General features: G+C 46.7%; 22 protein-coding genes. 8 read left to right on the forward strand and 14 right to left on the reverse strand.

Annotation, left to right across the window (positions count from 1 at the left end):
* Positions 1-99: 99 nt before the first annotated feature.
* The 5 genes from C161_RS23020 to C161_RS23040 form a co-directional block, all read right to left on the reverse strand.
* Entirely contained in the window at positions 100-1,215 is a 1,116-nt protein-coding gene (locus C161_RS23020; RefSeq protein WP_036673065.1) for a PAS domain-containing sensor histidine kinase, read from the reverse strand.
* Positions 1,208-1,858: a response regulator gene (locus C161_RS23025; RefSeq protein ID WP_017691068.1), complete on the reverse strand. Its 651-nt coding sequence runs from the start codon at positions 1,856-1,858 to the stop codon at positions 1,208-1,210. Before C161_RS23025 ends, C161_RS23020 begins: the two co-directional genes overlap by 8 nt.
* Positions 1,859-1,979: 121 nt before the next feature.
* On the reverse strand, positions 1,980-2,978 hold the full coding sequence (locus C161_RS23030) for an ABC transporter substrate-binding protein (protein ID WP_036673066.1): 999 nt from the start codon (positions 2,976-2,978) through the stop codon (positions 1,980-1,982).
* Positions 2,979-3,095: 117 nt separating this feature from the next.
* Positions 3,096-4,706: an AraC family transcriptional regulator gene (locus C161_RS23035; RefSeq protein ID WP_036673067.1), complete on the reverse strand. Its 1,611-nt coding sequence runs from the start codon at positions 4,704-4,706 to the stop codon at positions 3,096-3,098.
* Between the two features lie 215 nt (positions 4,707-4,921).
* Positions 4,922-5,353 (reverse strand): GAF domain-containing protein, encoded by a 432-nt coding sequence (locus C161_RS23040; RefSeq protein WP_051449899.1) that lies wholly within the window; start codon positions 5,351-5,353, stop codon positions 4,922-4,924.
* Positions 5,354-5,729: 376 nt separating this feature from the next.
* Between C161_RS23040 and C161_RS23045 the strand changes: the two genes are divergently transcribed.
* Positions 5,730-6,506: a Crp/Fnr family transcriptional regulator gene (locus C161_RS23045; protein WP_235193905.1), complete on the forward strand. Its 777-nt coding sequence runs from the start codon at positions 5,730-5,732 to the stop codon at positions 6,504-6,506.
* 87 nt (positions 6,507-6,593) lie between these two features.
* Here C161_RS23045 and C161_RS23050 read toward each other — a convergent pair whose 3' ends face one another.
* From C161_RS23050 to C161_RS23055, 3 genes are all read right to left on the reverse strand, one after another.
* Positions 6,594-7,151, reverse strand: coding sequence for a GNAT family N-acetyltransferase (locus tag C161_RS23050; protein ID WP_036673069.1), 558 nt, complete (start codon positions 7,149-7,151; stop codon positions 6,594-6,596).
* A 123-nt stretch (positions 7,152-7,274) separates the two neighbouring features.
* Positions 7,275-7,430 (reverse strand): hypothetical protein, encoded by a 156-nt coding sequence (locus C161_RS32815; protein WP_017691064.1) that lies wholly within the window; start codon positions 7,428-7,430, stop codon positions 7,275-7,277.
* A 153-nt stretch (positions 7,431-7,583) separates the two neighbouring features.
* A complete protein-coding gene (locus C161_RS23055; protein WP_036673074.1) occupies positions 7,584-7,877 on the reverse strand; it encodes a hypothetical protein in 294 nt (97 codons plus the stop codon).
* Positions 7,878-8,101: 224 nt separating this feature from the next.
* Here C161_RS23055 and C161_RS23060 point away from each other — a divergent pair, with 224 nt between their 5' ends.
* From C161_RS23060 to C161_RS23085, 6 genes are all read left to right on the forward strand, one after another.
* Complete coding sequence (locus C161_RS23060; protein ID WP_235193913.1) at positions 8,102-9,616, forward strand: DUF6359 domain-containing protein; 1,515 nt, start codon at positions 8,102-8,104, stop codon at positions 9,614-9,616.
* Between the two features lie 209 nt (positions 9,617-9,825).
* A complete protein-coding gene (gene cdaS, locus C161_RS23065) occupies positions 9,826-10,455 on the forward strand; it encodes a sporulation-specific diadenylate cyclase CdaS (protein WP_036673077.1) in 630 nt (209 codons plus the stop codon).
* Between the two features lie 287 nt (positions 10,456-10,742).
* Positions 10,743-11,849 carry a Glu/Leu/Phe/Val family dehydrogenase gene (locus C161_RS23070; RefSeq protein WP_036673078.1) on the forward strand — a complete coding sequence of 369 codons (1,107 nt, stop codon included), beginning with the start codon at positions 10,743-10,745 and terminating at the stop codon, positions 11,847-11,849.
* Positions 11,850-12,032: 183 nt separating this feature from the next.
* Positions 12,033-14,147 (forward strand): methyl-accepting chemotaxis protein, encoded by a 2,115-nt coding sequence (locus C161_RS23075; RefSeq protein ID WP_235193906.1) that lies wholly within the window; start codon positions 12,033-12,035, stop codon positions 14,145-14,147.
* A 120-nt stretch (positions 14,148-14,267) separates the two neighbouring features.
* Positions 14,268-14,585, forward strand: a complete 318-nt coding sequence (locus C161_RS23080) for a transposase (protein WP_036673079.1) — start codon at positions 14,268-14,270, stop codon at positions 14,583-14,585.
* An 11-nt stretch (positions 14,586-14,596) separates the two neighbouring features.
* Positions 14,597-15,460, forward strand: a complete 864-nt coding sequence (locus tag C161_RS23085) for an IS3 family transposase (RefSeq protein WP_235193907.1) — start codon at positions 14,597-14,599, stop codon at positions 15,458-15,460.
* A gap of 306 nt (positions 15,461-15,766) precedes the next feature.
* Here C161_RS23085 and C161_RS23090 read toward each other — a convergent pair whose 3' ends face one another.
* The 4 genes from C161_RS23090 to C161_RS23105 form a co-directional block, all read right to left on the reverse strand.
* Positions 15,767-16,339: a nitroreductase family protein gene (locus C161_RS23090; RefSeq protein WP_036673082.1), complete on the reverse strand. Its 573-nt coding sequence runs from the start codon at positions 16,337-16,339 to the stop codon at positions 15,767-15,769.
* Between the two features lie 6 nt (positions 16,340-16,345).
* Positions 16,346-17,362 carry an ABC transporter substrate-binding protein gene (locus C161_RS23095; protein ID WP_235193908.1) on the reverse strand — a complete coding sequence of 339 codons (1,017 nt, stop codon included), beginning with the start codon at positions 17,360-17,362 and terminating at the stop codon, positions 16,346-16,348.
* An 87-nt stretch (positions 17,363-17,449) separates the two neighbouring features.
* Positions 17,450-19,033 carry an AraC family transcriptional regulator gene (locus tag C161_RS23100; RefSeq protein ID WP_051449902.1) on the reverse strand — a complete coding sequence of 528 codons (1,584 nt, stop codon included), beginning with the start codon at positions 19,031-19,033 and terminating at the stop codon, positions 17,450-17,452.
* Between the two features lie 63 nt (positions 19,034-19,096).
* A complete protein-coding gene (locus C161_RS23105) occupies positions 19,097-19,960 on the reverse strand; it encodes a LysR family transcriptional regulator (RefSeq protein ID WP_036673084.1) in 864 nt (287 codons plus the stop codon).
* A gap of 165 nt (positions 19,961-20,125) precedes the next feature.
* On the opposite strand from C161_RS23105, the gene C161_RS23110 reads away from it, so the two are divergent.
* Positions 20,126-21,178 carry an oxidoreductase gene (locus C161_RS23110; RefSeq protein ID WP_235193909.1) on the forward strand — a complete coding sequence of 351 codons (1,053 nt, stop codon included), beginning with the start codon at positions 20,126-20,128 and terminating at the stop codon, positions 21,176-21,178.
* Positions 21,179-21,223: 45 nt separating this feature from the next.
* Here C161_RS23110 and C161_RS23115 read toward each other — a convergent pair whose 3' ends face one another.
* Entirely contained in the window at positions 21,224-22,507 is a 1,284-nt protein-coding gene (locus tag C161_RS23115) for an MFS transporter (protein WP_036673089.1), read from the reverse strand.
* A gap of 66 nt (positions 22,508-22,573) precedes the next feature.
* On the reverse strand, positions 22,574-23,815 hold the full coding sequence (locus C161_RS23120; protein ID WP_036673090.1) for an ATP-grasp domain-containing protein: 1,242 nt from the start codon (positions 23,813-23,815) through the stop codon (positions 22,574-22,576).
* Positions 23,816-23,854 lie beyond the last annotated feature (39 nt).

Raw genomic sequence — 23,854 nt, forward strand, 5'->3', positions numbered from 1 at the left:
GGAAAATAAAAAGACCACTCGCACAGTCTAATAGCGAGCAGCCGTTAAATAATAGATAAGCTGGAGTGAAGCGCAAAGTGTGATACGAAGCATGTAGGGTTATCCCTGTGCTGTCTTGGGCAGTAAAAGGGTAACGGTAGTCCCTTCGCCAGGCTCGGAAGAAACTCTCAACGTTCCTCCTGCACCACGGGCACGCTCTTCCATACTAAACAATCCAACGCCATTGCCAGCGGTTGCTTCGCTAAATCCGGCACCCTGGTCTTCAATAATAACCATCGTCATGTTCTCAGCGTCTTCTATAGTAACACGTGCTTCGGCAACATCGGCATACTTTGCGACATTGGTTAATGCTTCCTGAATAATTCGGTAGATGGCTATCTCCCGGTTCATCTCCAGTCGTTTGCGCAAATTACATTCCAGATCAACTTCGATCCCGTAGTGACGGGTGTAATTCTCGATATACGTACGAATCGCCGGAACAACACCCAGGTCATCCAAAACGGATGGTCTCAGCTCCCATGCCATACCGCGTACATCTTCCATGATACCCGTGACCTGTTTACGAAGTGCTTCAACCCCCGGTTGAGGCTGGTCTGCCAGCAGGCGATCCATCTGAATCACCAGAGAGAAGAGACTCTGTCCAATCCCGTCATGCAGTTCACGCGAGATCCGGCGTCGTTCCTCTTCCTGAATGTTCATCACTTGGGACATCATCTTTTGCAATTCGGCTTCGACGGATTTCAGCTTGGTGACCTCACTGCGTACAGCCAGGTATTGATATGGCTCCCCGTCGTTATCAAGGAAAGGCACGATGGTGGTGTTGACCCAATAATGACTGCCATCTCTGGCACGATTGAGAATTTCCCCGTTCCATACCTTACCTGAGGATATCGTCTCCCACAGGTTTTTCATAAAGCTTTTGCCATGGTATCCAGAATTAATGATTCGATGATCCTTACCGATCAGTTCCTCGCGCTCATACTGCGAGATTTCACAGAATTTATCATTCACATACTGGATTTTACCCTTGCGGTCTGTCAGGGCTACAATGGAGGATTCATCCAAGGCAAATTTCAGATCACTCAGTTGATGCAGAGAACCCTTCAGCCTGCTGCGAAATTCGTTATCCGTAATGTGATTATCGATTTCGTTCAGCAGGAGGCGTACGGGCTGGTCTGCGAGTCCACTTAATCTGTTCTTGCGTGCACTACTCAAAGTTCAGCAACCCCTTTTTCATAGCGAACTTCACCAGTTCCGGTCGTGTACGCAGGCCAAGCTTCTCCATCAGATTGCTTTTGTGGGATTCGACCGTTTTGACACTGATGATCAGATGTTCGGCGATTTCCTTGTTGGCGTAGCCTTTGGCAATCCAGGACAAAATCTCTTTCTCCCGCTCGGATAACGTGTCATACGGTCCGGCGTTTTCCTGTTTGGCTTTGTCCAGGTATTCACTCATCAGCCGCTTGGTCGCACTGGGGTACAGATAGGCGCTACCCTCTGCTACGGAACGAATCGCAGCAAGCAATTCTTCATGCGGCGCACTTTTGAGTATATATCCGGATGCTCCCGCGTGGATGGCGCGGAACAGATATTCTTCATCGTCATGCATGGTTAGTATCAAAATGGAGACATCTGGCATCAATTTCTTCAATTCAGCGGTAGCGGTCAGACCGTCTTTGCCTGGCGGCATGCTGAAATCCATTAAGACCACATCTGGTTTCAACTCTTGAGCCTTGGCAATGGCTTCATCGCCATCTGCGGCATCTCCAACGATATGTATATCATTCTTTCCTTCAAGTAAGGCGATCAGCCCGGAACGCACGACAACATGGTCGTCTACAACTAATAGTTGAATCACATGATTTCCCCCTGTCCGCTTCCTTAGTTCTATCTATATCATAACAAAAAAAGAAGCCATTCAGAGCTTTAATCTCCGAATAGCTTCTCTCACTCAACGTGTGGGATAGAAACATTGAACCTTAATGTTCTGTTTGGCCGAAACGTTCCTGAATCATATTGGCAATTTCCTGGACTTGTGCCTCCACGGCAAGAGGATCATATGGCCAGAACCGTTCCCCATCCAGCTTGAACACTCGATTGTTCTTCACGGCGTCCAGGGATGACCAGACGGGTGATGTTTCATCCAGCGAACCACCATTGGATAAATCCAGGAAAATATAATCACCGGCATAATCCGCCAGTTTCTCCTCGGATACAGTTACAGTATCTTTATCCTGATCAATCAGTTCCTTTTGTACAATGTCTGGTGCTTTCAGTCCGAGTTGTTGGTAGATGGCTTGCCCACCGCGGTTGACACCATCTCCGTTGATATACCAATCCTTACCAAAAAGACTGAAGTTGGAGAAAGTCGTACCTTCCTGAACCAACCCTTGAATGGAGTCCTTGGCTGACTTCACTTTTACTTCGAATTGGGACAACCAGTCTGCGGCTTCCTTTTGTTTGTTTAAGATTTCTCCAAAAGCAGTGATTTCCTCATGCACATTGTCGTATGTACCATAAGGGATGATGAGGGTTGGTGCGATTTTGCGATATTGCTCATTCAGCTTCTCATCTCCACCTACAGTGACGATCAGGTCGGGCTCAAGCGAAAGAATTTTTTCGACTGAACCGCCGTCGATACGACCAATGTCTGCTACGCCTTCAACCAGATCAAGCACATAAGGGCTTTCCAGCTCATAATCCGGTGCGCCTACTGGTTTGATACCAAGTGCGAGAAAATCAGCGAGGTAGCCCTGTGTCACAATCCGCTGTGGGTTCGCGGGTATTTCAACGTCTCCATTAACGGTGGATATGACCTGCGTTTTTGCGGCGCTGTCTGCCGGTTGTTCTTCTGTAGCAACAGGTGAGGAAGGTTTATTTACTGTGGTTTCTTCCACTTGGCTTGAGCAGCCAATAATTCCAATCACCAGTACCAGGAACATAAGCCCAGTCCACCATTTTGATTTAACCCCTGTCATTCTGCTTCTCCCCAATCAATAATGATTATCTTTCTCAATAAAACCTCCTTAATATCGTAGCTTTTGGATACAAGTATCGTCCATCTCAAAATGTGACCTCTTGAGCATGGACAATGGTTACCTGTTCTTTTCGCCATTCTCCCGAATCAGGATATCTACCATAAGCTGAAGTTGCTTTTCCAGAGCCAGCGCATCATTACACCAGAATTGTTCCAACTTGAGAGGATATATCCGGCTATTTCCGTTATTCATAATCTTGTCCCAGTGTGGTCGTTCCCTGAGTTTAACTTCTGCATCATGATAGAGACCGCCTTCATGTGAGGAAAGCACGAGAAACATATGGTTTGCTGCATATTCCGTCAATTGATCTTCCTGAATGAACTGATGATTATTAGGTTCCAGAATGTCACGCAGAATACTGGGAGGAGGTGTAAGATTGAGTCCATAATAGACGTTGTATGCCGCTCTGGCGGTTACATTCCAGATACAGATCGTGCCATCTTCCCAGAGTTCATATAACCCAACGGTTTCATCAGGCTGGATTGCTGCCCCAAGCCGTTCAGCTTCACTGCTGACCAGTGCGGTGTAATGCCTTATCCAGTCTTCGGCATCCTGCTCTCGACCTATGATTCGTCCGATAAGTTGAACGGTCTCCAATCGATTTAACTTGTCCCATGGCAGGACCATAACCGGAGCAATCTGTTCCAGTTGTTCGAGCTTATGGGGCAAATAGTATAGATAATCTGGCGCGATGATCAGATCAGGTGGTTCAGTTCGGAGGATTTCTTCCACACCATATTGATCCAAATCCAGTACATCATGCAACTCGTCTTGGATCAGCGGTGACATAGCCCAGGGTAGGAATGAGGCGGCAATGGGTTGAACGCCTAAGGCTAACAGATCTCCTGTGTACTGTACGGTAGCAATTCGTCTTGCGCGGGGCTGTAGTCGGTATTCACTTGGACTAATCCCAGTAAACTGCTTAAATTTTCGACTTAAGTATAAACCATCGGAGTATCCCACAAGCAGCGCAATTTCATTTAAGGTGGCATGCGTGGACAACAGGTATTGCTTTGTCTTGTCCATACGAACTCGGGTCAAGTGAGCTTGAAAGCTTCGTCCAACCTGTTTTTGAAAGAACCTGGAGAAGTAGCTCGCATTAAACCCGGTTAATCTGGCGAGTTCTTCACGGGTGAGATGACTGTCATAGTGATGATTCATGTAGCGAAGTGCTTCACGAATTATACTGTCTACCATTTCTGTAGAAGGTTTAATCGCCAGCTTGAATAATTCAAGCAATTCACTCAGCAGATAATGGGACCTGGCTTCTTCGGTCTGGACACTTCCTGTCCTTTTTTCGGAAAGATCCTGGATGATTGCCAGCATTCGCAGAACCTGTGGACTTGCTCCGGTCTTCGAACCATGTGAGGGCAAGTTCACTGTTGTTAGCTCATAAACACGTTTGTCAGGACTCTCTTCCGTTAATGCATAATCCTGAAAACCGATATGATACAGGGTGAAGGCAGAAGGTGGGATATGTATCAGCTCCAGGGAGCATTGGGGATGTAGAAAAAGTAACTGTCCTTTATGTAAAACACCGTGCTCATTACCATATCTATAGTCCACCGTCGCTGTGCAGGTAACCAATGAAGGCGTTTTTATGGAAATGGTACTGTTGTGCTGTGTGGATTCCCATGGAATAACACTGGCAGTTGTCAGTACAAACATATCTGTAGCCTCCTTAGCTGTATATACTATCTATGAATATACGAATGTATGGACTCGATTATATCAATCTGTGTGAGTGACGTCGATGTATACAGATGAGCGAAGACAGGTGAACAGACTAAGGCTTGCTCCGCTGTAAATAACTATAATAAAAAAAGCCTTGATACTCCCCTAAGGAAATAACAAGACTTCTTCCATATTAAAGACAGATGTTGTTATCCAAACACCTTTGGCTGAAGATGTAGAGCGACTTGCTCCGTCTGCCGGATCATGTCCGGTGAGAAGGTGCAAGGCAATCTGCTGCCAACGAGCAGCACGGCGCCAGGCACGCTTCCTTCCTGGAACACAGGTACCGCTATGGCACATACCAGCCGCTCAGCAAGCATTAACGGGCAACGACCGGGTGTATGCTCCCCGGTGGATTGTGCATCAGATCGGGCTGTGCGTCCAGTCCGAAGGGCTGTGCCCACCAGATCTTGTCCGGCGCGCATTTCCATGCGTTTCACCCGTTCATTACTAGCCCCAGAGGTATACTTCCAGCGTAGCATCGTCCCGTTCAGACAGGCAAGTCCACAGAAGTCGCTGGATGTGTTCAGGCGCAGGCCGTCGATCATCTCCTGAATGCCAGATGGCAGTTCATCATGCATGAGAGGACACTTCCTTTTTCGAAATTATAACGTACGTGACGTGTAATTATTATCATTAACCTTTGAACAGGATCATCTTAAAGTAAGGGTATTACAATGTTAATTCTATTGTAGACCCTTTCTCGTACGTTGTAATTCAGGGAAAACCCCTATTTCCGTTCTATAATCTACTGAACTTAGGCAGTGGAGGACTCCTGAATCAGGTGCACCAAGGGATTGAAGAAATGCGAAGGATGAGGCATATCGGTGAAATGTGACTTTTCTCACAGCAAATTCAGGGAGTTTCTCGTTAATGATCAGGTAATCCCCCGATAACCCTCGCGCTACTTTCGCGGTATGATGGATACATAAGGAATCACCGAGGGGGACGAAGGTTATGGGTACAGTATTTGTAGAAAGAACAACCCAGAGAGCAGAGCAGAAACAAACGGAGGCGGGCAAAATGACACGAGAAACAGGCGGAATCCTTTCGTTCGTTACATCTGAGCAATGGGGCCTGATTGAAGCAAAAATGCAGCCCAAACGGGTGAAGTCGGGGTATAGTCTCTTTCTCGAAGGCGATGAAGCCGGATATCTGTACTACATTCGTTCGGGACGAGTGAAAATGACCAAGTCGACGGAGGATGGCAAGGAAATTATTTTATCCATTCAGCAAAGCGGCGATCTCATCGGTGAATTCGGCGGCATCGGAGGATTGAATCATAGCTACAGTGCAGAGATGGCGGAAAAAGGGGAACTGGCCATTATCTCGCTTAGCGATCTGGAAAGTATACTCAGCAAACATGGCGACCTTGCCTTGAAATTCTTGCAATGGATGGCACTGTCGCAGCGGATCACCCAGTCGAGATTCCGTGATTTGCTGCTCTATGGCAAGGCGGGTGCGCTCGCTTCGACACTGATCCGTGCCAGCAATTCGTATGGCAGGGTTACACCGGATGGTATTGTGCTGGACATGAAGCTGAACCATACCGATCTTGCCGAGATGATTGGAGCTACCCGGGAGAGTGTAACGCGGATGCTGGGGGCATGGAAGGAACAAGGTACGCTGGATATGATGGACGGCAAACTGATGATTCGAGACCTGGCAGCCCTGCGCTGTATGTGCGGATGTCCGACGTTCCCGAGCTGTCCGGTAGAGCTGTGCCGACTGTAAATTAGTTTGTTCAGAGGCTTCACCTCCATTGGCGATTGGGGTCGTTACGGAGTAAAAGAAAAAAAGCTGGCGTCCCATATATGGGAGTCAGCTTTTTGTGTTTCTTTGAAATTGTTCATGTGCATATTCACTGGAGAGAATCGAATAGATCACAGAGTCATGAAAGGAACCTTTGTAGAACCAGTGCTCCCGTAGCAGACCTTCACACTGCATGCCAATCTTCTTCATGACATTCTCCGAAGCAGTGTTATGCGGACGACATTTGGCGTAAATCCGGTGAATTCCGAGTTCGTTGAAACCGAAGCCTAGTAGAGCACTGGCTGCTTCGGCGGCATACCCTTTTCCTTGATAGGTGGGATTAAGGACATAGCCGATCTCTGCATTGGTTTTCTCCATAACGTGAATACCGACTCCGCCAAGGAGAGTTCCATCACTTTTCAAACATATTGCAAGTTCAAAGCCCTTTCTTGGATGTGCCTGCTGTGTGTCCAACACAAACTGCACGTATGCTCGTGTATCTTCTTCCGTATTCGGTCCCCATGCCGTATGCTGAGTAACTTCTGTCATGGATGTGTAGCTATGTATACTTTTCCAATCGGTCTCCCGAATTTCCCGGATGATCAGTCTGTCAGTCTCCAGTTGCATCGTTGTTCACTCCTTCACGTTTGAATAACTTTACTGTCCATTGTACAACAAAAATAGCCCATAACAGATTCAACGAATGAATCGGTCATGAGCCTGATGTAGATCTATGATGTATGTGGCATGCTATTGTGGTTGTTTACATTGAACTGCGGGATAAGTATAAGCCAGCTTACGGATAATTTCCTTTTGCCATCTCGTATCACCCAGGTTGGTTGCCAGGTTCAGAAGATCCAAATAATCGTCAAGCTGCAGATCAGCCTTTTGCAGAGTTGTATTCATTCGATGTTCGTTCCCCTTTATCTATAAAATCGTAAAATCATATGCAGTAGAAAGTTACAAAGAGACAAGTTCAAGAATGATAATCATTATCATGTTTATATATTCATTATGCAATGAACGCTGGCAAAATGCAATCCCAAGTCCGCATCGAATTTAACTTTTTTCTGAAAATAGGCTCACCCACAGCACATAGGGAATGTATACACCGAGATATGCAGACGGATACAAGAACCAGCCATTCAGCAGGAAATGGTGAATTTCGGTGGTGAATGTGGTCATATGAGCATTCGTCGCATACACATCACCAGCGATGACGGTTGCCGCACTGTAGAAACAGAGTAGCGCAAGAATATGGAATACTCGGGTAACCATGCGGGAACGAAGAGCAACATAAGCCATAATCAGCGGAACAATCAACAAGAGCAACAAAAATATTAACTTCATCATCGTTTTACTCCTTCGGTAAATGGAATTCTAATGATAATCAGTATGGGCCAATAGACTCAACTTCTAAACTTTTTCATAAACTTTACAAAAAGAAAGAGGAATTCAGCATATGAACAATTAAATTAAAGGAGGATAACCCATTATCAGGTAATTTGGAGGAGGAGAAAGGGAATATGAAGAAGGCGTTATGGCAGCACTGGATCGGGGCATTCCTGGTCTTTATCATGATGGCAACCGCACTGCTGGGGCCGGGTTCGCAAAGTCCGGTACAAGCTGCAGCACCACTTACGGTATCTCAGGCCATCGCTGCCCAGAGCGGTGGAGGAACAGCAACGGTTGAAGGAATCATTGTTGGACATGCTACCGGGTCGCTTACCGCGAAGTTTACATCTCCGTATGCCAATGATTTTAATGTTCTGATTGCGGATTCAGCGTCAGAGCGGACCAACGCCAGATTATTGGATGTACAGATTCCCTCATCTTTCCGTTCGCAATATGGATTGGCGTCCAACCCCAGTCTTGTAGGAAAAAAGATCATCGTAACCGGAACCTTAGGTGCCTACAACAGCTATGCAGGAGTCAAAAACCCAACGTCCATCACACTTTCCTCCGGAACAACCAATCCTGATCCAGAACCAAACCCGGGCACAACACTGCCGGACGGTACCGGCAAGAAAGTATTGTTTGATAATACCCACGCCCAGACAGCAGGTGCTGCCGACTGGATTATTGACGGGGCATTTTCGGATTTTGCCAATGGTTTGCGAAACGCAGGCTTTGCCGTGGATCAGCTGGAACGCAGCATCCCGTATACATTCGGTGAGCAAGCTATCACCTATAATAAATTGAAAGATTACGACGTCTTTGTCATCGGCGAAGCCAACGTGCCGTTCAAAGCGACTGAGCAGGCAGCGCTTGTGCAGTACGTGCAGAACGGAGGAAGTATCTTCTTCATCTCCGACCACTATAATGCAGACCGCAACAAAAACCGCTGGGATTCTTCCGAAGTATTTAACGGCTATCGCCGCGGTGCCTTCCTGAATCCGGCCAAAGGCATGTCCTCGGCTGAAGCCGAATCACCAGCGATGCAGAGTGTGACGAGTTCAGACTGGCTCGCGACGAACTTTGGTGTCCGTTTCCGCTACAATGCCCTTGGAGATGTAAATGCATCGGATATCGTTGCACCTGCACAATCCTTCGGCATTACGACTGGTGTTAATTCTGTAGCCATGCATGCGGGATCGACCATTGCGATTATAGACCCGAACAAAGCCAAAGGCTTGGTCTATGTACCAAGTGGTGTATCCAAGTGGGGCAATGCCGTGGACCAGGGCGTATACAATGGTGGTGGACGAGCTGAAGGAGCCTATGCTGCCATTGCAAAGGTTGGTGTAGGCAAAGCCGCATTTATCGGTGACTCTTCACCTGTAGAAGACGCGACTCCGAAATATTTGCGTGAAGAGACCGGTGCTACCAAGAAGACCTATGATGGATTCAAAGAAGTGGATGATGCAACGTTCCTTGTGAATACTGTGAAATGGCTCGCGGTCAAAGAGAGCTACACCAGTCTGGCACAAGTGCCAGGATTGACATTGGATACGGCAACAAGCCTGCTTCCTATCGAAGCTCCAGCCGCATCAACCGAGCCGCAACTTGAGCCATGGGCTGCACCAGCGGCAGGGTACAAATGGTATGATCCAACTACATTTAAGACAGGTTCATACGGCAAAGCGCAATAATTAAAGTAGACAAACATCAAATTATTATGCGAATAGGGTCTGACCGTGGAGTTTTGCGGACAGGCTCTTTTTTTGCTTGTTATATCAGTTACAATGAAGCTCGTGATTAGCTCCTACAGCCCCGCCATTGCATAAATATGTGCTCCAGAGGGGAAGGTATGGGTACTAATGATGCGGCGTGAAGCCCAACCCAACCAAGGAGGCGGCGAATGATGACCCAGCAAGCAGACTGTGACAGTTCCTCGATGAGGCAGAAGCTTAAGGCAGATCTCCATCGTGTAGCAGAGCGTATGAATCTGACGTTATCCCGATTTGACAATGACAGTGCCTGCCTGCTGGGGCAATTTGCAGAGATTCGAGCGGAAATCAAGCAAATCGAGGTGCTCGCCTCTTCGTTTTATCTGGATTGTTATCTGTCACCTTTTACCGAGAAGTTTGCCGAATTAACATCGAGCGTACAGCATCTATCTGACCGGAGATATGGGGCGTTGATTGTGATTGAACGGGAGATTCCGTTGGAGTCGATCATTCATTCAGGTGTGGCTGTGGATGCAAGAGTGACGCATGCGTTGCTGGAATCGCTATTTATTCCCGGTGCACCTCTGCATGATGGGGCTGTGTTGATTCGTGGCAATCAAATTGTATCCGCTGGTAATGTGCTGCCGTTGTCGCAAGCGGAAGTGCATGAACGAAAAATAGGCACTCGTCATCGGGCTGCATTGGGTTTAAGTGAATTGACGGATGCGGTTGTGTTGGTTGTCTCCGAGGAGACAGGACAGGCTTCATTCGCTGTGGATGGCGATTTGCATCCAATCAATGTGGTCGAAACGCTCCCTTAAATGTGAATGATCAAGTGGCCTACTTGGGGCGATTAAGTTGATGCAGTTGAGGGAAGTGTACCTTTCTCCTGTAAGGGAGAGAGGTTTTTCTATGGATAGACGATAAAATTATAATCTGAAATTCGACCGCTATGCTCCCGCCATATGAGAAACATCGATCGATGCTTCTCTGACATTGCGATGTGATTTTGCACAAACTGGGTATTCATGGGTACAATAGAGGATGGTCAATGAATAGAGAACAATGCGATTGGATCGCAAAAATGGTTGGAGGAGACGGTTAGCACATGAGTTGGTTTGAAGCAATGGAGCATCACGATTATGAGGAACTGGTTCTGTGCCAGGATCGAAATTCAGGGTTAAAAGCAATTATCGCCATACACGACACAACACTCGGCCCTGCGCTGGGAGGCACACGGATGTGGACTTACGCTTCAGAAGAAGCAGCCATTGAAGATGCCCTGCGCCTTGCCCGTGGTATGACATATAAGAATGCGGTATCCGGCCTGAATCTGGGCGGTGGCAAAACCGTTATCATCGGAGATCCGCGGCGCGACAAAAACGAAGCGATGTTTCGGGCGTTTGGACGATATATTCAAGGGTTGAACGGACGTTATATCACGGCCGAAGATGTGGGAACAACGGAAGAGGACATGAACTTGATCTATCAGGAAACCGATTATGTGACAGGCATCTCCGCGAGTTATGGTTCATCCGGTAACCCATCGCCTGCAACGGCTTGGGGTGTATATCGGGGGATCAAGGCAGCGGCCAAAGAAGCATTTGGTACCGATCTGCTGGAGGGTAAAACGATAGCGGTCCAAGGTGTCGGCAATGTGGCGATGCATCTGTGCAAATATCTGTATGAGGAAGGTGCACATCTGATCGTTACGGATATCCATAAGGACTCGGTGAAACAGGCTGTGGACCGCTTCGGCGCAACAGCAGTTGATCCCGCAGACATCACGAGTGTGGAATGTGATATCTATGCACCATGTGCACTGGGCGGCACGATTAATGACGATACGCTCAAAACGCTCAAGGCAAAGGTTGTAGCGGGCTGTGCCAATAATCAGCTGTTGGAGACCCGTCATGGGGATCAGCTGTATGATATGGGCATCGTATATGCGCCTGACTATGTTATCAATGCAGGTGGTGTAATTAACATTGCGGATGAGTTGAACGGTTATAACGCGGATCGGGCGTGGAGCAAGATCGGAGAGATCTATTCCAATCTGGAGAAAATATTCGAAAGCTCACGTACCGAGGGCATCGCTACCTATGTTGCCGCAGATCGTCTGGCTGAGCGACGGATTGAACAGATGAAGAATACGCGCAGTACATTCTTGCAGAATGGTCATCACTCATTGAGTTCCCGGAGATTGCGCAAGTAAACTTAATAGATTCATAAAAAAACTTAAAACGGTCTGTTAGATAACGGCAACATCCATTCCCAAGATGGATAGTCGATCTGACAGGCCATTTTTTTATGTTGCTATCAGAATTTCAAAAAAAAGAAAAACAGTGGCAATATCTCCCTAATTGATCAATTTTACTATGGATTTTTCCGATAATGTATGTACATCGTTCAGATGCAGATGGTTCAGGGAAGTGGGGAGAAGGAAATGGGGAAAAGAAAAGGTGTAGGACATGAGCTCAAAAATATGTCGCTTAAAATCAAGCTGCCTTTCATGATCAGTGTATTGGTTGTTTTGGTTCTGCTTGGTGCAACGACCACAAGTTATATGATTTCATCTGATGTTGTGGTCAAGAAAAGCAAGGATGAAATGAATGTGATGGCTGACCGCCTTGGGGAAGGGCTTTGGACAGCTATGCAACTTCAACAACAATTGAGTCATTCGATATCCGTACATAGTACTTTTAAAGAACTCTTAAAGTTGCGTGATACAACTGACATGACGGATGAAGAATTTTTATCGGATGAGAACCCGTATTTCAATAAGGCCAATACGATCTTGACCGACAGTATATCGGAAACGGAAGGAAGTAAGCCAGATCTGTTCGTTTTTGATAAGGAAGGAATCATGGTGGCAGGAACCATGCCAGAAGTCATTGGTCAGTCACGGGGAGATCGGGAATATTTTAAGGAATCTATACAGGGGAAATCCTTCATCAGTGACGCGGTCGTCTCTAAGACTGGCAAGAAGCTCATTATTGTATTCTCGGAGCCTATCACCGATGAAGAGGGGAATAACCTGGGTGTGCTTGCTATGTCGGTGGACAGCAGCTTCTTCCTGGGGCAACTCGGAGACATTAAAATCAATGGTCAAGGCAGAGTTGAAGTACTGAGTCGGAGCGGCATCATTATGTATGATTCACTGGACCCTTCCGTTGTGGGACAAACGCTGGAAGAAGATAAGGACGCGATGGGAATTATCGAGGCTAGAGCCACCGACAAAGTGAAAATCACTTCGATGGATCGAGAAGATACCTACTATCGTATTAATCAGATTCCGGGTGCAGATCTCTCTGTGCTCATTATTGACGATTATGATGATATCAAGCGTCCGATAGAGGATATGCAGCGCCAGATGGTTATCGTGATATTGATCGGGATTGCTCTGGCTATTGGTGTGGGATTACTGATTTCTCGCAGTATTACAAGACCTATCATACGTCTGAGCGGTCTGTTCCAACAGCTTGCTCAAGGCAATCTGACCGTTAAGGCCAATGGCAAGTATAACAGCGAATTCAAGGATCTGGCGGAGAGCTTCAATGGTATGGTGGAGCAGAACAGGAACCTTATTACCGATATGAATAGTTCGATTCATGTCCTTCAGGCCAGCACTCAGGAGTTGGAGGAGACATCCAGACAGACGGCAAGATCCATTGATGAGACATCGGCAACGTCCATGGGGATTGCCAAAGCCATGGAGGCTCAATCGGAAGATACCGAGCAGATTGCAGGCAAATTCAACAGCTTTGGCGATAAAGTGGCTGCCATGAACAGCAGTGCACAGGATGTGAAGGCAAGAGCAGATGAGATCGAAACGGTATTCCACAACGGGAATGAAGTCGTGAATGAACTGATGCGTATCAATGAGGTGAACGAACGGGAAGTGGAGAAAATCTCGGAGATTACCGTCAAACTTCAAACCAGTTCGGGCAGTATTAGTCAGATCACGGAAGCCATCAGCCAGATTGCGAAGCAGACCAATCTGCTTGCATTGAATGCTTCCATTGAAGCATCAAGGGCAGGTGAGCATGGCAGAGGATTTGCGGTTGTGGCCGAAGAGATCCGCAACCTGGCAGAGCAGAGCTCCCGCCAATCCAAGGAAATCTCCAGCATTATCGAGCAGAATCTGGCCGATGTCGCCGAGAACAACCAAAGTGTTGCAGAGATTCATACCATCTCCTCCAGACAGGATGAGCTTGTCTTGCAGACTCGTCAAGCGTTCGATGTGATTCTGGAGAAGGTAACGGTTATCAATCGACAAATTGCCACGATGGCAGGACAGATGCAGGAGATGTTACAGAACAAGGATGACGTACTGGAGTCTGCCCATAGTTTGTCGGCTTCAGGAGAGCAGGTATCCGCTTCGGTTGAAGAGGTAACAGCAACCATGATGGAGCAATCTTCAACAGTACAGCAGTTGGCCAACATGGTTGATACGATCGATCAATTGACGCAAAAGCTGGCCGAATCGGCTGCGCGATTCAAGGTGGAGTAAGGTGCTGTCTCAAAAGGAATTCCGCCTCACTCCAAGCGCTAACGAACCTACTGGAGCTAGAATAAAAAGTGGACACCCGTTAACGGACGGAAGGATAATAAGACTAACGGAGGTGTCCACATGGGAGAACAGCGGCAACGATATAACGAAGAATTCAAGAAACAAACGGTCAAATTCATTCAAGAGCAGACGAAGACACTTGGAGATTTGGCAGAAGAACTCAACATTCCAAAAAGTACGTTGCACCAATGGATGAGTAAGTACCGCGAACTAAAACATGAGCCTGTTGCCAGTGTAGATCGAGTGAAGGAACTGGAAGCAGAGCTTCAAGAGATGCGCCGATTGCTTCAAGAGAAAGAGCACACGCTTGCGGATACACAAGAAGAACTGGCGATTGTAAAAAAAGCAGTGCACATCTTCAGCAAACCAAAGAGCTAAGATTTCAGTTTGTGGAAGACCATCGCTCCGAGTTTTCTTTGGAGAAGATGTGCAGAACCTTTCAAGTATCACGGAGCGGATATTACAAATGGCGAATGGACCGAACCAGCAAGCGGCAGGACCGCAAAGGCGAGGTCATGAAGCGTATTCGCTATCATTTTTACGACCACCAGATGCGGTGTGGAAGTCCTAAAATTACGTATCTGCTCCATTTAGAAGGGTTGCGAATCTCTTCACGTACCGTCAGTATATACATGCGTCAAATGAATCTACGTTCTGTGGTCATGCCCAAATATCGCGTTCAGACTACGGATTCCAAACACAACCATCCCCTTGCACCAAATACGCTGAATCAGCAATTTAAAACGTCCAAACCGAATACGGTATGGGTTACCGACATCACCTACATTCCTTGCCGAGGAGGTCGTCTATATCTCGCCAGCGTTCTGGATTTGTGCACACGTGAAATTGTAGGCTGGCGTCTATATAACCATATGGAAACCAGTTTGGTGATGGGTGCACTGGAGGAAGCTTACAAGGCCAAACGCCCCGCTCCGGGATTACTCCATCACTCGGATCGCGGCTCTCAATACACGTCCAAAGAATACGTGGAGCAACTAAAATCATACGGAATGGAATCAAGCATGAGCCGCCGAGGAAACTGTTATGATAACGCCTGTATTGAGTCATGGCACAGTATTTTAAAGAAGGAACTCATTTACTGCAACCCTCGTTTTAAGACACCGGAAGAGGCTTATACTGCCATCTACCAGTACATTGAGTTCTATTACAACCGCAAGCGAATGCATGGCGCGCTAGGGTATCTTTCCCCTGCTCGTTTTGCGATGCAATTTACGGACAAATCCGCAGCGTAGTGTCTACTTTTTTGACATAGGTCCATACCGCACCTTAAAAGGCGGATCATCAACGCTTGCAAGATTTAAAAAATCTCAGTAACGCTATTTCGTCAAAAAACGTTGTCAAAACCTAGAAAATCGAGTGAATCGACGAAATAACGTCTCTGTGATTCGTTAGATCTCAGATCTGGGCAAACGGGAGCGAATAGCGTGTCTCAGGTTCATTAAAACAAAATAACACGAACAAGGGATGTCCCCTGTCATATTCATGACTTATAGGACATCCCTTTTTTTTATGCTCTCGATCAATGTGCTCTAGTCCATTTAGTGATCAATGAGATGCAACAGTTGAGGGAGAGGTGTGCGAGGCTTGGGCATAGGCTGATCTTCAGCGTTAAAATACCCCATGTGTAGTGTACCTACTATTTTTTCCTCAGATGTCACACCAATGGCTTCACAGAATAGCGGATTTTCGTTGAAAGGGCTTGTCTTCCATACAACGCCGATGTGTTGTCCCCAGGCGAGCAACTGTATGTTCTGGATCAGTGCCGAGGTTGCAGCAAAAGCCTCTTCCCACGCCTTGGAGGGCAGGTTGGCTGTCATAACCACAACCAGATGCACAGGTGTCTGTGCACAATAGGCCGCTCTGATTTGTTGTCCGTACTTTGTTACAAATTCAGGATTGCGTGTACTCAATACAGCGCTTGCGAATGTTTCTCTGCCCTCATTCATAAACAGAATGAAACGCCAAGGTTCCTTTTTGGAGTGAAAAGGAGCCCATATCGCGTCCCCCAGAATCTCATGAATCGTTTCCAAGGGAATGGGTAGGCCATTAAATTCCTGAATCGTACGTCGTTCGATCACGGTCTGCTTAAGACTTGTTTTAGGTTTCATCATGTCCCTCTATAACTCGAAGGAAGCAGCGATCTCATCAATGATTTTGCTAAGACCGATGGGACCGTATCCTGCAAACCACAGGTTGGCATCACCGATATATACATGATCGTTCTGGACTGCATTCAGATTGGACCAGATGGATGTATCCATGATGTTATTAAGCACAACCTTGTTTTCTTCCCCTGGACGCAGAATGATAAACAGTCGATCCGGGTTCAGCTCAGGCAGAATTTCCTCGGAAATTGCCACATTCCATGATCCCTCGAAATCTACACTGTCTACTGAAGCAGGGGTTAATCCCAGAGCACCAAACAGAGTGAAGTTATCATCAGGTTTAATCAACTGAAGCTGTTTATCCTGCACGCGCATGTAGGCCACCGTTTCGTCTTTGGCTTTTACGGCAAGCTCATCATGGGTTTGGGTGACTTTGGTATCATAGGCATCTTTGACCGCTTGGGCTTCTTTTTCTTTGCCAAGAACAGTTGCCGTTTCCATGAATCGCTCCCAGTCTCCTTTTTCTTCATTATCAAAAAGGATCGTTGGAGCAATCTTGGAGAGTTGCTCATAGTTTGCTTCATTTAACGTTTTGGAGGCCAGAATGAGATCCGGCTCAGCCTGGAGCAATGCTTCAAAATTGGGAGACTCGCCGGAACCTACGGCAGTGGTATCTTTCATCTGATCTGCCAGATATTCAGGGAATCCGAGATCGTTATACGTTACCATGGCTGTTGGTTCAATGCCGAGAGCGAGTAACTGGTCAGCAAAGACGTAGAGCATACCCGCAATTTTTTGGGGTTCGGCAGGAATTTCGATATCCCCTTTAATCGTAGAAATGGTGCGTGTATTCTCACTTCCCTGTTCAGCGGTTGATGGCTCTGCCCCACTGGATTCGGGTGAAGGGGAGTTCCCACTGTTCTGGGAAGTCCCACAGCCCGCAAGCATGCTGCATAGAACAAGAACGGTTATAAGGAATCGTCCTGATTTGAAAAAGGTAGAGAAGCGTTGGTTATTAGGTAAAGACACGTTGTACACACCCTTTAATTGATTTTGATTATCATTATCAAAATAATTATAGGTCCATTCCAAATCGTAATCCATGGATATTCCTGTTTAATGCATGGACGTTTGGCTCAGGAACAATTGACTAACCCGATTCAGAAACAGATCATGGGCCAAGGAAGTATAACAGGAGTAGGGGGAGGAATCGCCCAATTCATAGACTTGATTCATACGAACCGCCTCCCATTGCTGCCAAATTGAATTTTGCATAAGCGATGCTACAGTGTGCGCACGCTCGTCTGCTTGGCCACTTGTAAACAGAATGAAGTGTTCAATATCCGACTGAACCAGCTGTTCCAGTGACATTATACGGGAATGGGATACGTGGTGTAGGGCTTGGGGTACGGATAACTGCAAATCATCATAGAGTACCGTCCCCAGATTACGGTTGCCGTAGACCCGGAACTGTCCATCTTCGTATTGCGCCACAGCCACAGGTCGGTCATCGATGGCATGCTGTATACTGGAGATTTTTTGTTTGACCGATAGATCATAACGTTCCAGCCATTCTTCAGCAGCTGTTATTTTGCCTACGGATTGTGCAATGGAGTACATTTGTTTACGCCAATCTCCTGTAAAAGATACGGTACAGGTGGAGGCAATATGCCGAAATAATTCGGCTTTTTTGGGCTCTTCATAATCGGTTCCTTCATACCCAATGATCAGTTCCGGATGTGCGTTCATTAATAGTTCCAGATCAGGCTGATCTCTGCCCACTTGAATCACATTTTTGAATTCATATGAGGTTCTATGGACCGGATTAATCAGTGCCGCATAAGGCTCAATACCAAGGGCAAGCAGATGTCCCGTATAGGGATGGGCAAGTGAAGCGATACGTGTTACGGAGCGATGCTTTTTAATATAAACCATGGGAGACAATCCGGTGGTTGCTTTGAATTTTCGGCTAAAATAGAATTCATCTTCATACCCGACCTGACGGGCTGTTTGTTTGATCGTGTTGTCCGAGGCCAGTAGCAGATCACCGGCTTCCCGGATGCGTACGGCGTTCAAGTATTCAATGGGGCCTTGTCCAATCATTTTTTTGAACAATCTGGAATAACGGTTGACACTCAGTCCAGCCATTTCAGCCAGTTTTTCGCGTGTGAAGTTATCCTGATAATGTGTATTGATATATTTTTGGCTCTGCCTTACCGCTTCCATGGCGGTACCTTCCTGGGATTTTTGCTTCTTTTGCTTCAATAGGACAAGACAAAGTTCCTGAAAGAGGATCTGACGTGCCATTCCAGCCCATGGATCTTCCTTCTGCCCACCTTCATGGATTTGAATGGCGAGAACGGGAGCTGAGGGAACAACAGCGGCAATGAATTCAAGATGTGGATCAATAACTTGTTGCATGTTGCCATCTAGTTCTTCGTTGTAGACATTGTAGGTTAAGGTGACACATTCAAAATCATGCTGTACCTCGGTGGTTGCGATACAGGTGTGAGAAGGCGGGACGGAAAGGACTTGAGGAGCGCATAGGGAGATGACTTTGTCTTCGACTTTGACGGTTAAGATCCCTTTGATCACAATAAGCAGCGTATGATGTGGACGGGATGGAAAGGACACTTGTTCAGCATTGTTGTCGACACGCCGGGCATCAATGAGCCTATATAAAAGATTCATGAGTTTCATCTGATCTTCTCCTGACTGCTGTGAATGTACATACTATACTGCTGCTTATAAAAGTTATCTATATCAAAACGTGATGCACTTCTGATTCAGCAGCTTCATGAATTGATCCAGCGCACTACTGACATACCGATCCTCACCGCGGACAAAGGTTGTCGTGGTATGGGTAAAACGATCTGCCAGATCAAATACGGAGAAATCATCCGGTTTCTTGTGAATAACGTTGCACGGCATAATGGTAAAAGCAATTCCAGACTCCACACAGCTAAGCAGGTTTTCCATCGTACTCACTTCGATGATATTACGTGCGGACAGTCCCTCTTCCTGCAAAAATTCTTCGGTCATTTCACGATAAGGACATCCCTCGGGGAAAACAACCCATGATACTTGGCACAGACTTTCAGGTGGTGTATCCATCTTCTTGGAGATGATATGAACCGTGTCCTGCATCTCATATTCCACCTTCAGACCCTCTTTCACACAAGCCCCGCTGATAAAAGCACCATCAATCTCATCGTCCTGTATTTTCTTGCGCAGTACTTTGGGTGAAGTGGCGTTGACGAGTGAGATGGACACCTTCGGGTAGGTTATCTGATATTCATTCAGAATCTCCATAAAACGGCTGGATGCCGCCGTTTCTACAATGCCGATTTTCAGCGTGCCGGAAGGCTCACCGGGATCGGTCATATCCTGCTTCAGATCATGTAAAAGGTTGTGAATCTGTGTGGCGTACTGGACGAACTGTTCTCCTTTGGAGGTCAGTACAACACCTTTGGGAAATCGGTTGAACAACTGGATTTGATATTCCTGCTCCAGTTTTTTGATGCGCGTAGTGACATTGGATTGCGCGTAATTCAGTTCTTTGGCGGCCTGTGAGATTTTGCCTGAACGCGCCACCGCGAGAACAATATCGATATCGGAAAGTTCCATGCTGTATCCTCCTGAACGTGGGTTAACTTTAATTACTTCCGCAGATGTTGATGTTAGGTATCTCTTTGAGAGATACAACTATATATTTCAATCATTTTACGATATATCGGAGCCGCCGTACAATATCCTTAATGACAAAGAGAGTAGGGATATGACATGGATAACATGAATACACGTTCAACATTATTAAGCCCGGTAACGATTCATCAGTGGCAACTAAGGAACCGAATTGTGATGGCTCCGTTGACCCGGGGATTTGCTGATGATCAGGAGGGGACCGTGACGGATGAGATGGTGGCGTATTATGAGCAGCGTGCGCGAGATGGTGTGGGGCTGATTATTACCGAGGGCATTAACCCGAATCTGGCAGGCAAAGGCACTTATGGCATCCCTGGCTTATATACAGATGAACAGACGATTTCTTGGAAAAGGGTAACGGATGCTGTTCACAGACATGGCGGCACCATTATTGCTCAACTGTGGCATGTTGGCAGGCTGTCCCACTCCGATCTGATCGGAACCACTCCAGTGGCACCTTCCAGCCTTGCGGCAGAGGGAAGAGTGCATAAGCTGCATAAACCGTATCAGGTTCCTCAAGCGATGAGTACACAGGATATAGCGGATACGATTCAGCATTTTCAGACAGCTGCCCGCAATGCGGTTCTGGCGGGGTTCGACGGGATTGAGCTGCATGCTGCGCATGGGTATCTGATCGACCAGTTTATCAATGAGAAGACCAACCACAGAACAGATGAATATGGAGGAGATACTGAGGGTAGATTGCGGTTCCTGCGGGATATTATTGTGGCTGTGAAAAAAGAGATCTCTGTGGATCGCATATCGGTACGATTTTCGGAGAAAAAGGATGATGATGCATCCTATGCTTGGGCAGACAAAGCTGGAATGATCGATGCATATCTGAACTTGTTCCGCGAGACGGGAATTACGATCTTGCATCCCTCAACAGACCATTATGCGAAAGCATGGGAAGGGGAGCAGACTTTTCACGAGCGGATTCGAAGTCGGTGGGATGGAATCATTATTGGTGTGGGGGATTTGGATGTTCAGACCGCGGAGCACGCGATTGGTAAGGGAAGCGTAGATCTGGCTGCGTTCGGCAGACCGTTTATTGCCAATCCAGATCTGGTACAGAGATTGCATACGGGTCAGCAATTGATTGAGTATGATGCGAATGCACATTTGCCTATTTTGGTGTGAAAATAAAGTGAAAAAAGGGCAGAATAGGCTGCCCTGCCCTGAGTTTCAGATACTTTTTGAGTGATCCAGCGGTTTCATTTCGTTTCTTCTTGTTGAGCTTTTTTCGATATACCAGAGTATGGTCATAGACAACGCATAGAACAGACTGACAGCCAGAATAATGATCCATACACTTTCCATGTCCATGCTTCTGATGAAAATGCCTGTCAAATATGGGCTAAGTGTATAACCCAGGCAACCTACGAATAACAGCAAGCCATTAAACCGTCCCTGATGTGTATCGGGTACACGCGAAGCAATATACAGGTTGATATTGGTCTGCACGAGAATCTCTCCAATGGTCCACAGCACCGTGGATAAGGCGACGATGGAAAAGTGGGGGAAGGTTCCGAGCAGGTTCAAGGCTCCAAATCCGATTCCATAGAAGAGTGCGCCTGTAGCTATGGAGTTTAGGGCAGTTAATTTGCGTGTAGCGGACAGGATAACGGTGGTAAGAATAATGACGCTAATGGCATTGATGGTCATGACAGAGCCGTAATAGGCTGCCCCGTTCTCGCCAAATGAGTGATTCATCTGGAGTGGGAGGCTAAATGAGTATTGCATATAGATAAAATAGTTAAGAAATGACACAACGATGAAGAAGGCAACGAGTGGATTTTTCAGCAGTAGTCTGAATAACGGCGAAGGCGGTTGGCTCGATCGTTGTTGTTCTTGTTGTCCAGCATGTTCGCTGCTTGTTGATGCCAATTCCTTGCGTGTGCCGATCTTAACCTGGTTGATGATGATAAAGGTAGATATCAGAAACACGGTACCGATACTTATAAAGACAATGTTGACGTGATCCTTGATGAAAAAACCGGCGATCAGTGGTCCGATGGCTATACCCAGATTGGCCCCCAGATACATGAGGGAAAAGGCGGACTTTCGCTCTTTCTCCTCCGTACACAGTTGAATAATCAGTGCATTATAAGCAGGCCGGGTAATACTGATGAAAAACATGACTGCAATCAGAAGATAACCAACGGTAATGGTGCCTGACCAAAAAGAGCAGCTTATAATCAGGATGGCAGACAATAGTTGCCCGATGACAATAATCGTTTTTTTGCCCATAAGATCGCTTAAATAGCCGCCGAGAAGTACACCGGGTCCGCTAATCAGGGCTGCCATGGACACAAAGATCCCTGCACTGACCACATTCATGCCCATCTGTAACGTAAGCACCAAGGTAATCAGGGAGAATACAAAATCTCCCGTGCTGTTAATCGTTCTGGCTAAACAGAGATAATAGATATCGCGGCTCAGACCCGCGTAGGTTTTGAATAACGACAATAATTCCAGCCCTCCCCAAGATAACCTTCACTCCAGACCAAAAACAGTGAGGTTCATCCGTACAACTTATACGGTTTCAGCAACTGTCACTTCAATCTTGAAGCGATCGTACATTTCCAACAGGGTTTGACGCAATTCCTCGAACGAATCACCCTCGACGATAGCATACCCTGATCGGGTCATGGTATCGTTGACGTCCCCGGCCCGCTGCCCCACTTGATAGGATACATTGAACTCAATGATGCCAGGGATATCGGCATAATCTTCTATTCCGGATATGTGTTGAATTACCCCTGCGCGTGAAGGGAAGCAGATCATGCCTGTGAATTTATGGCGCGTCTCCTGTTGCTTAAATTCATATATTCCAACTTCCAGATCAGTGACGGCTTCGAAGAAATCAACGCCATGAGTGTTCTTGATACAAGGAGGCATAACATGTGATCCCCCGATTCTTGCACCAATTTCTCCAAACACTACTTCTCCTTCTGGAGTCAGAAAAAGTTCGGCATGTGTTACGGATTGATTGATACCCAAGGCAGCAATGGCCTGTTCATTGAGTTCTTTGATGTGATGGATAAAATCAGCTTCCGTGCCTTCAGGGAACGTAATACTGGCCGGAGGTTTCTGCTTCGTCGCAATGTCCAGGCAGTTATACAGGTATTGGGAAACAGATGCAAATACAACTTTGCCCTTGGACACAATGGAATCACAATGAAACTCCGTACCGTGGATGAATTCCTCCAGCAAATCCCTTTGCTGTGCTTGTCTTGTATGGTGTAGATAATATACCAGTTCATCCATGCTGGACAATTTGAACGTATTGATACTTCCATATCCGCTGAGTGGCTTCACAATAATCGGAAACCCGTGTACAGCAGTGAAATGAATATAGTCCTGTTCATGTAGAGCAATGGCAATTTCGGATGTCCGAATTCCGCGTTGATGCAGCATTTGTTTCATGATCCATTTGTTGCGAACAGCCTCAGCCTGATTGCGCTGCATACCGGGGATCCCGAACTCGGAACGGAGCTGACCACCGATCTCAATCGCATTCTCACCCGGCGTTAACAGAGCAGAGATGGAATGGGATTCTCGGATCTGCATCATATGCTCCCGGATGGCATCTACGGACTCCAGATGATCGACATATCTAATTTCGTCAAAGAAGTCCCTGAGGACCTCATCATGATGCAAATTATGCCGTTCAATAATCAGAATTTTCTTGTGATCCGCCAATTTCTGCAAAGGTTTAACGAAGTTTAATCCAGTTGGAAGCCTGAAATCAGATATGTATACAATGGTTTTCATACGTTCTCGTATATCCCCTTTCAATAAAATACTAAATAT

Source organism: Paenibacillus sp. FSL R5-192 (assembly GCF_000517845.1).
In the GTDB taxonomy this organism is placed as follows: domain Bacteria; phylum Bacillota; class Bacilli; order Paenibacillales; family Paenibacillaceae; genus Paenibacillus; species Paenibacillus amylolyticus.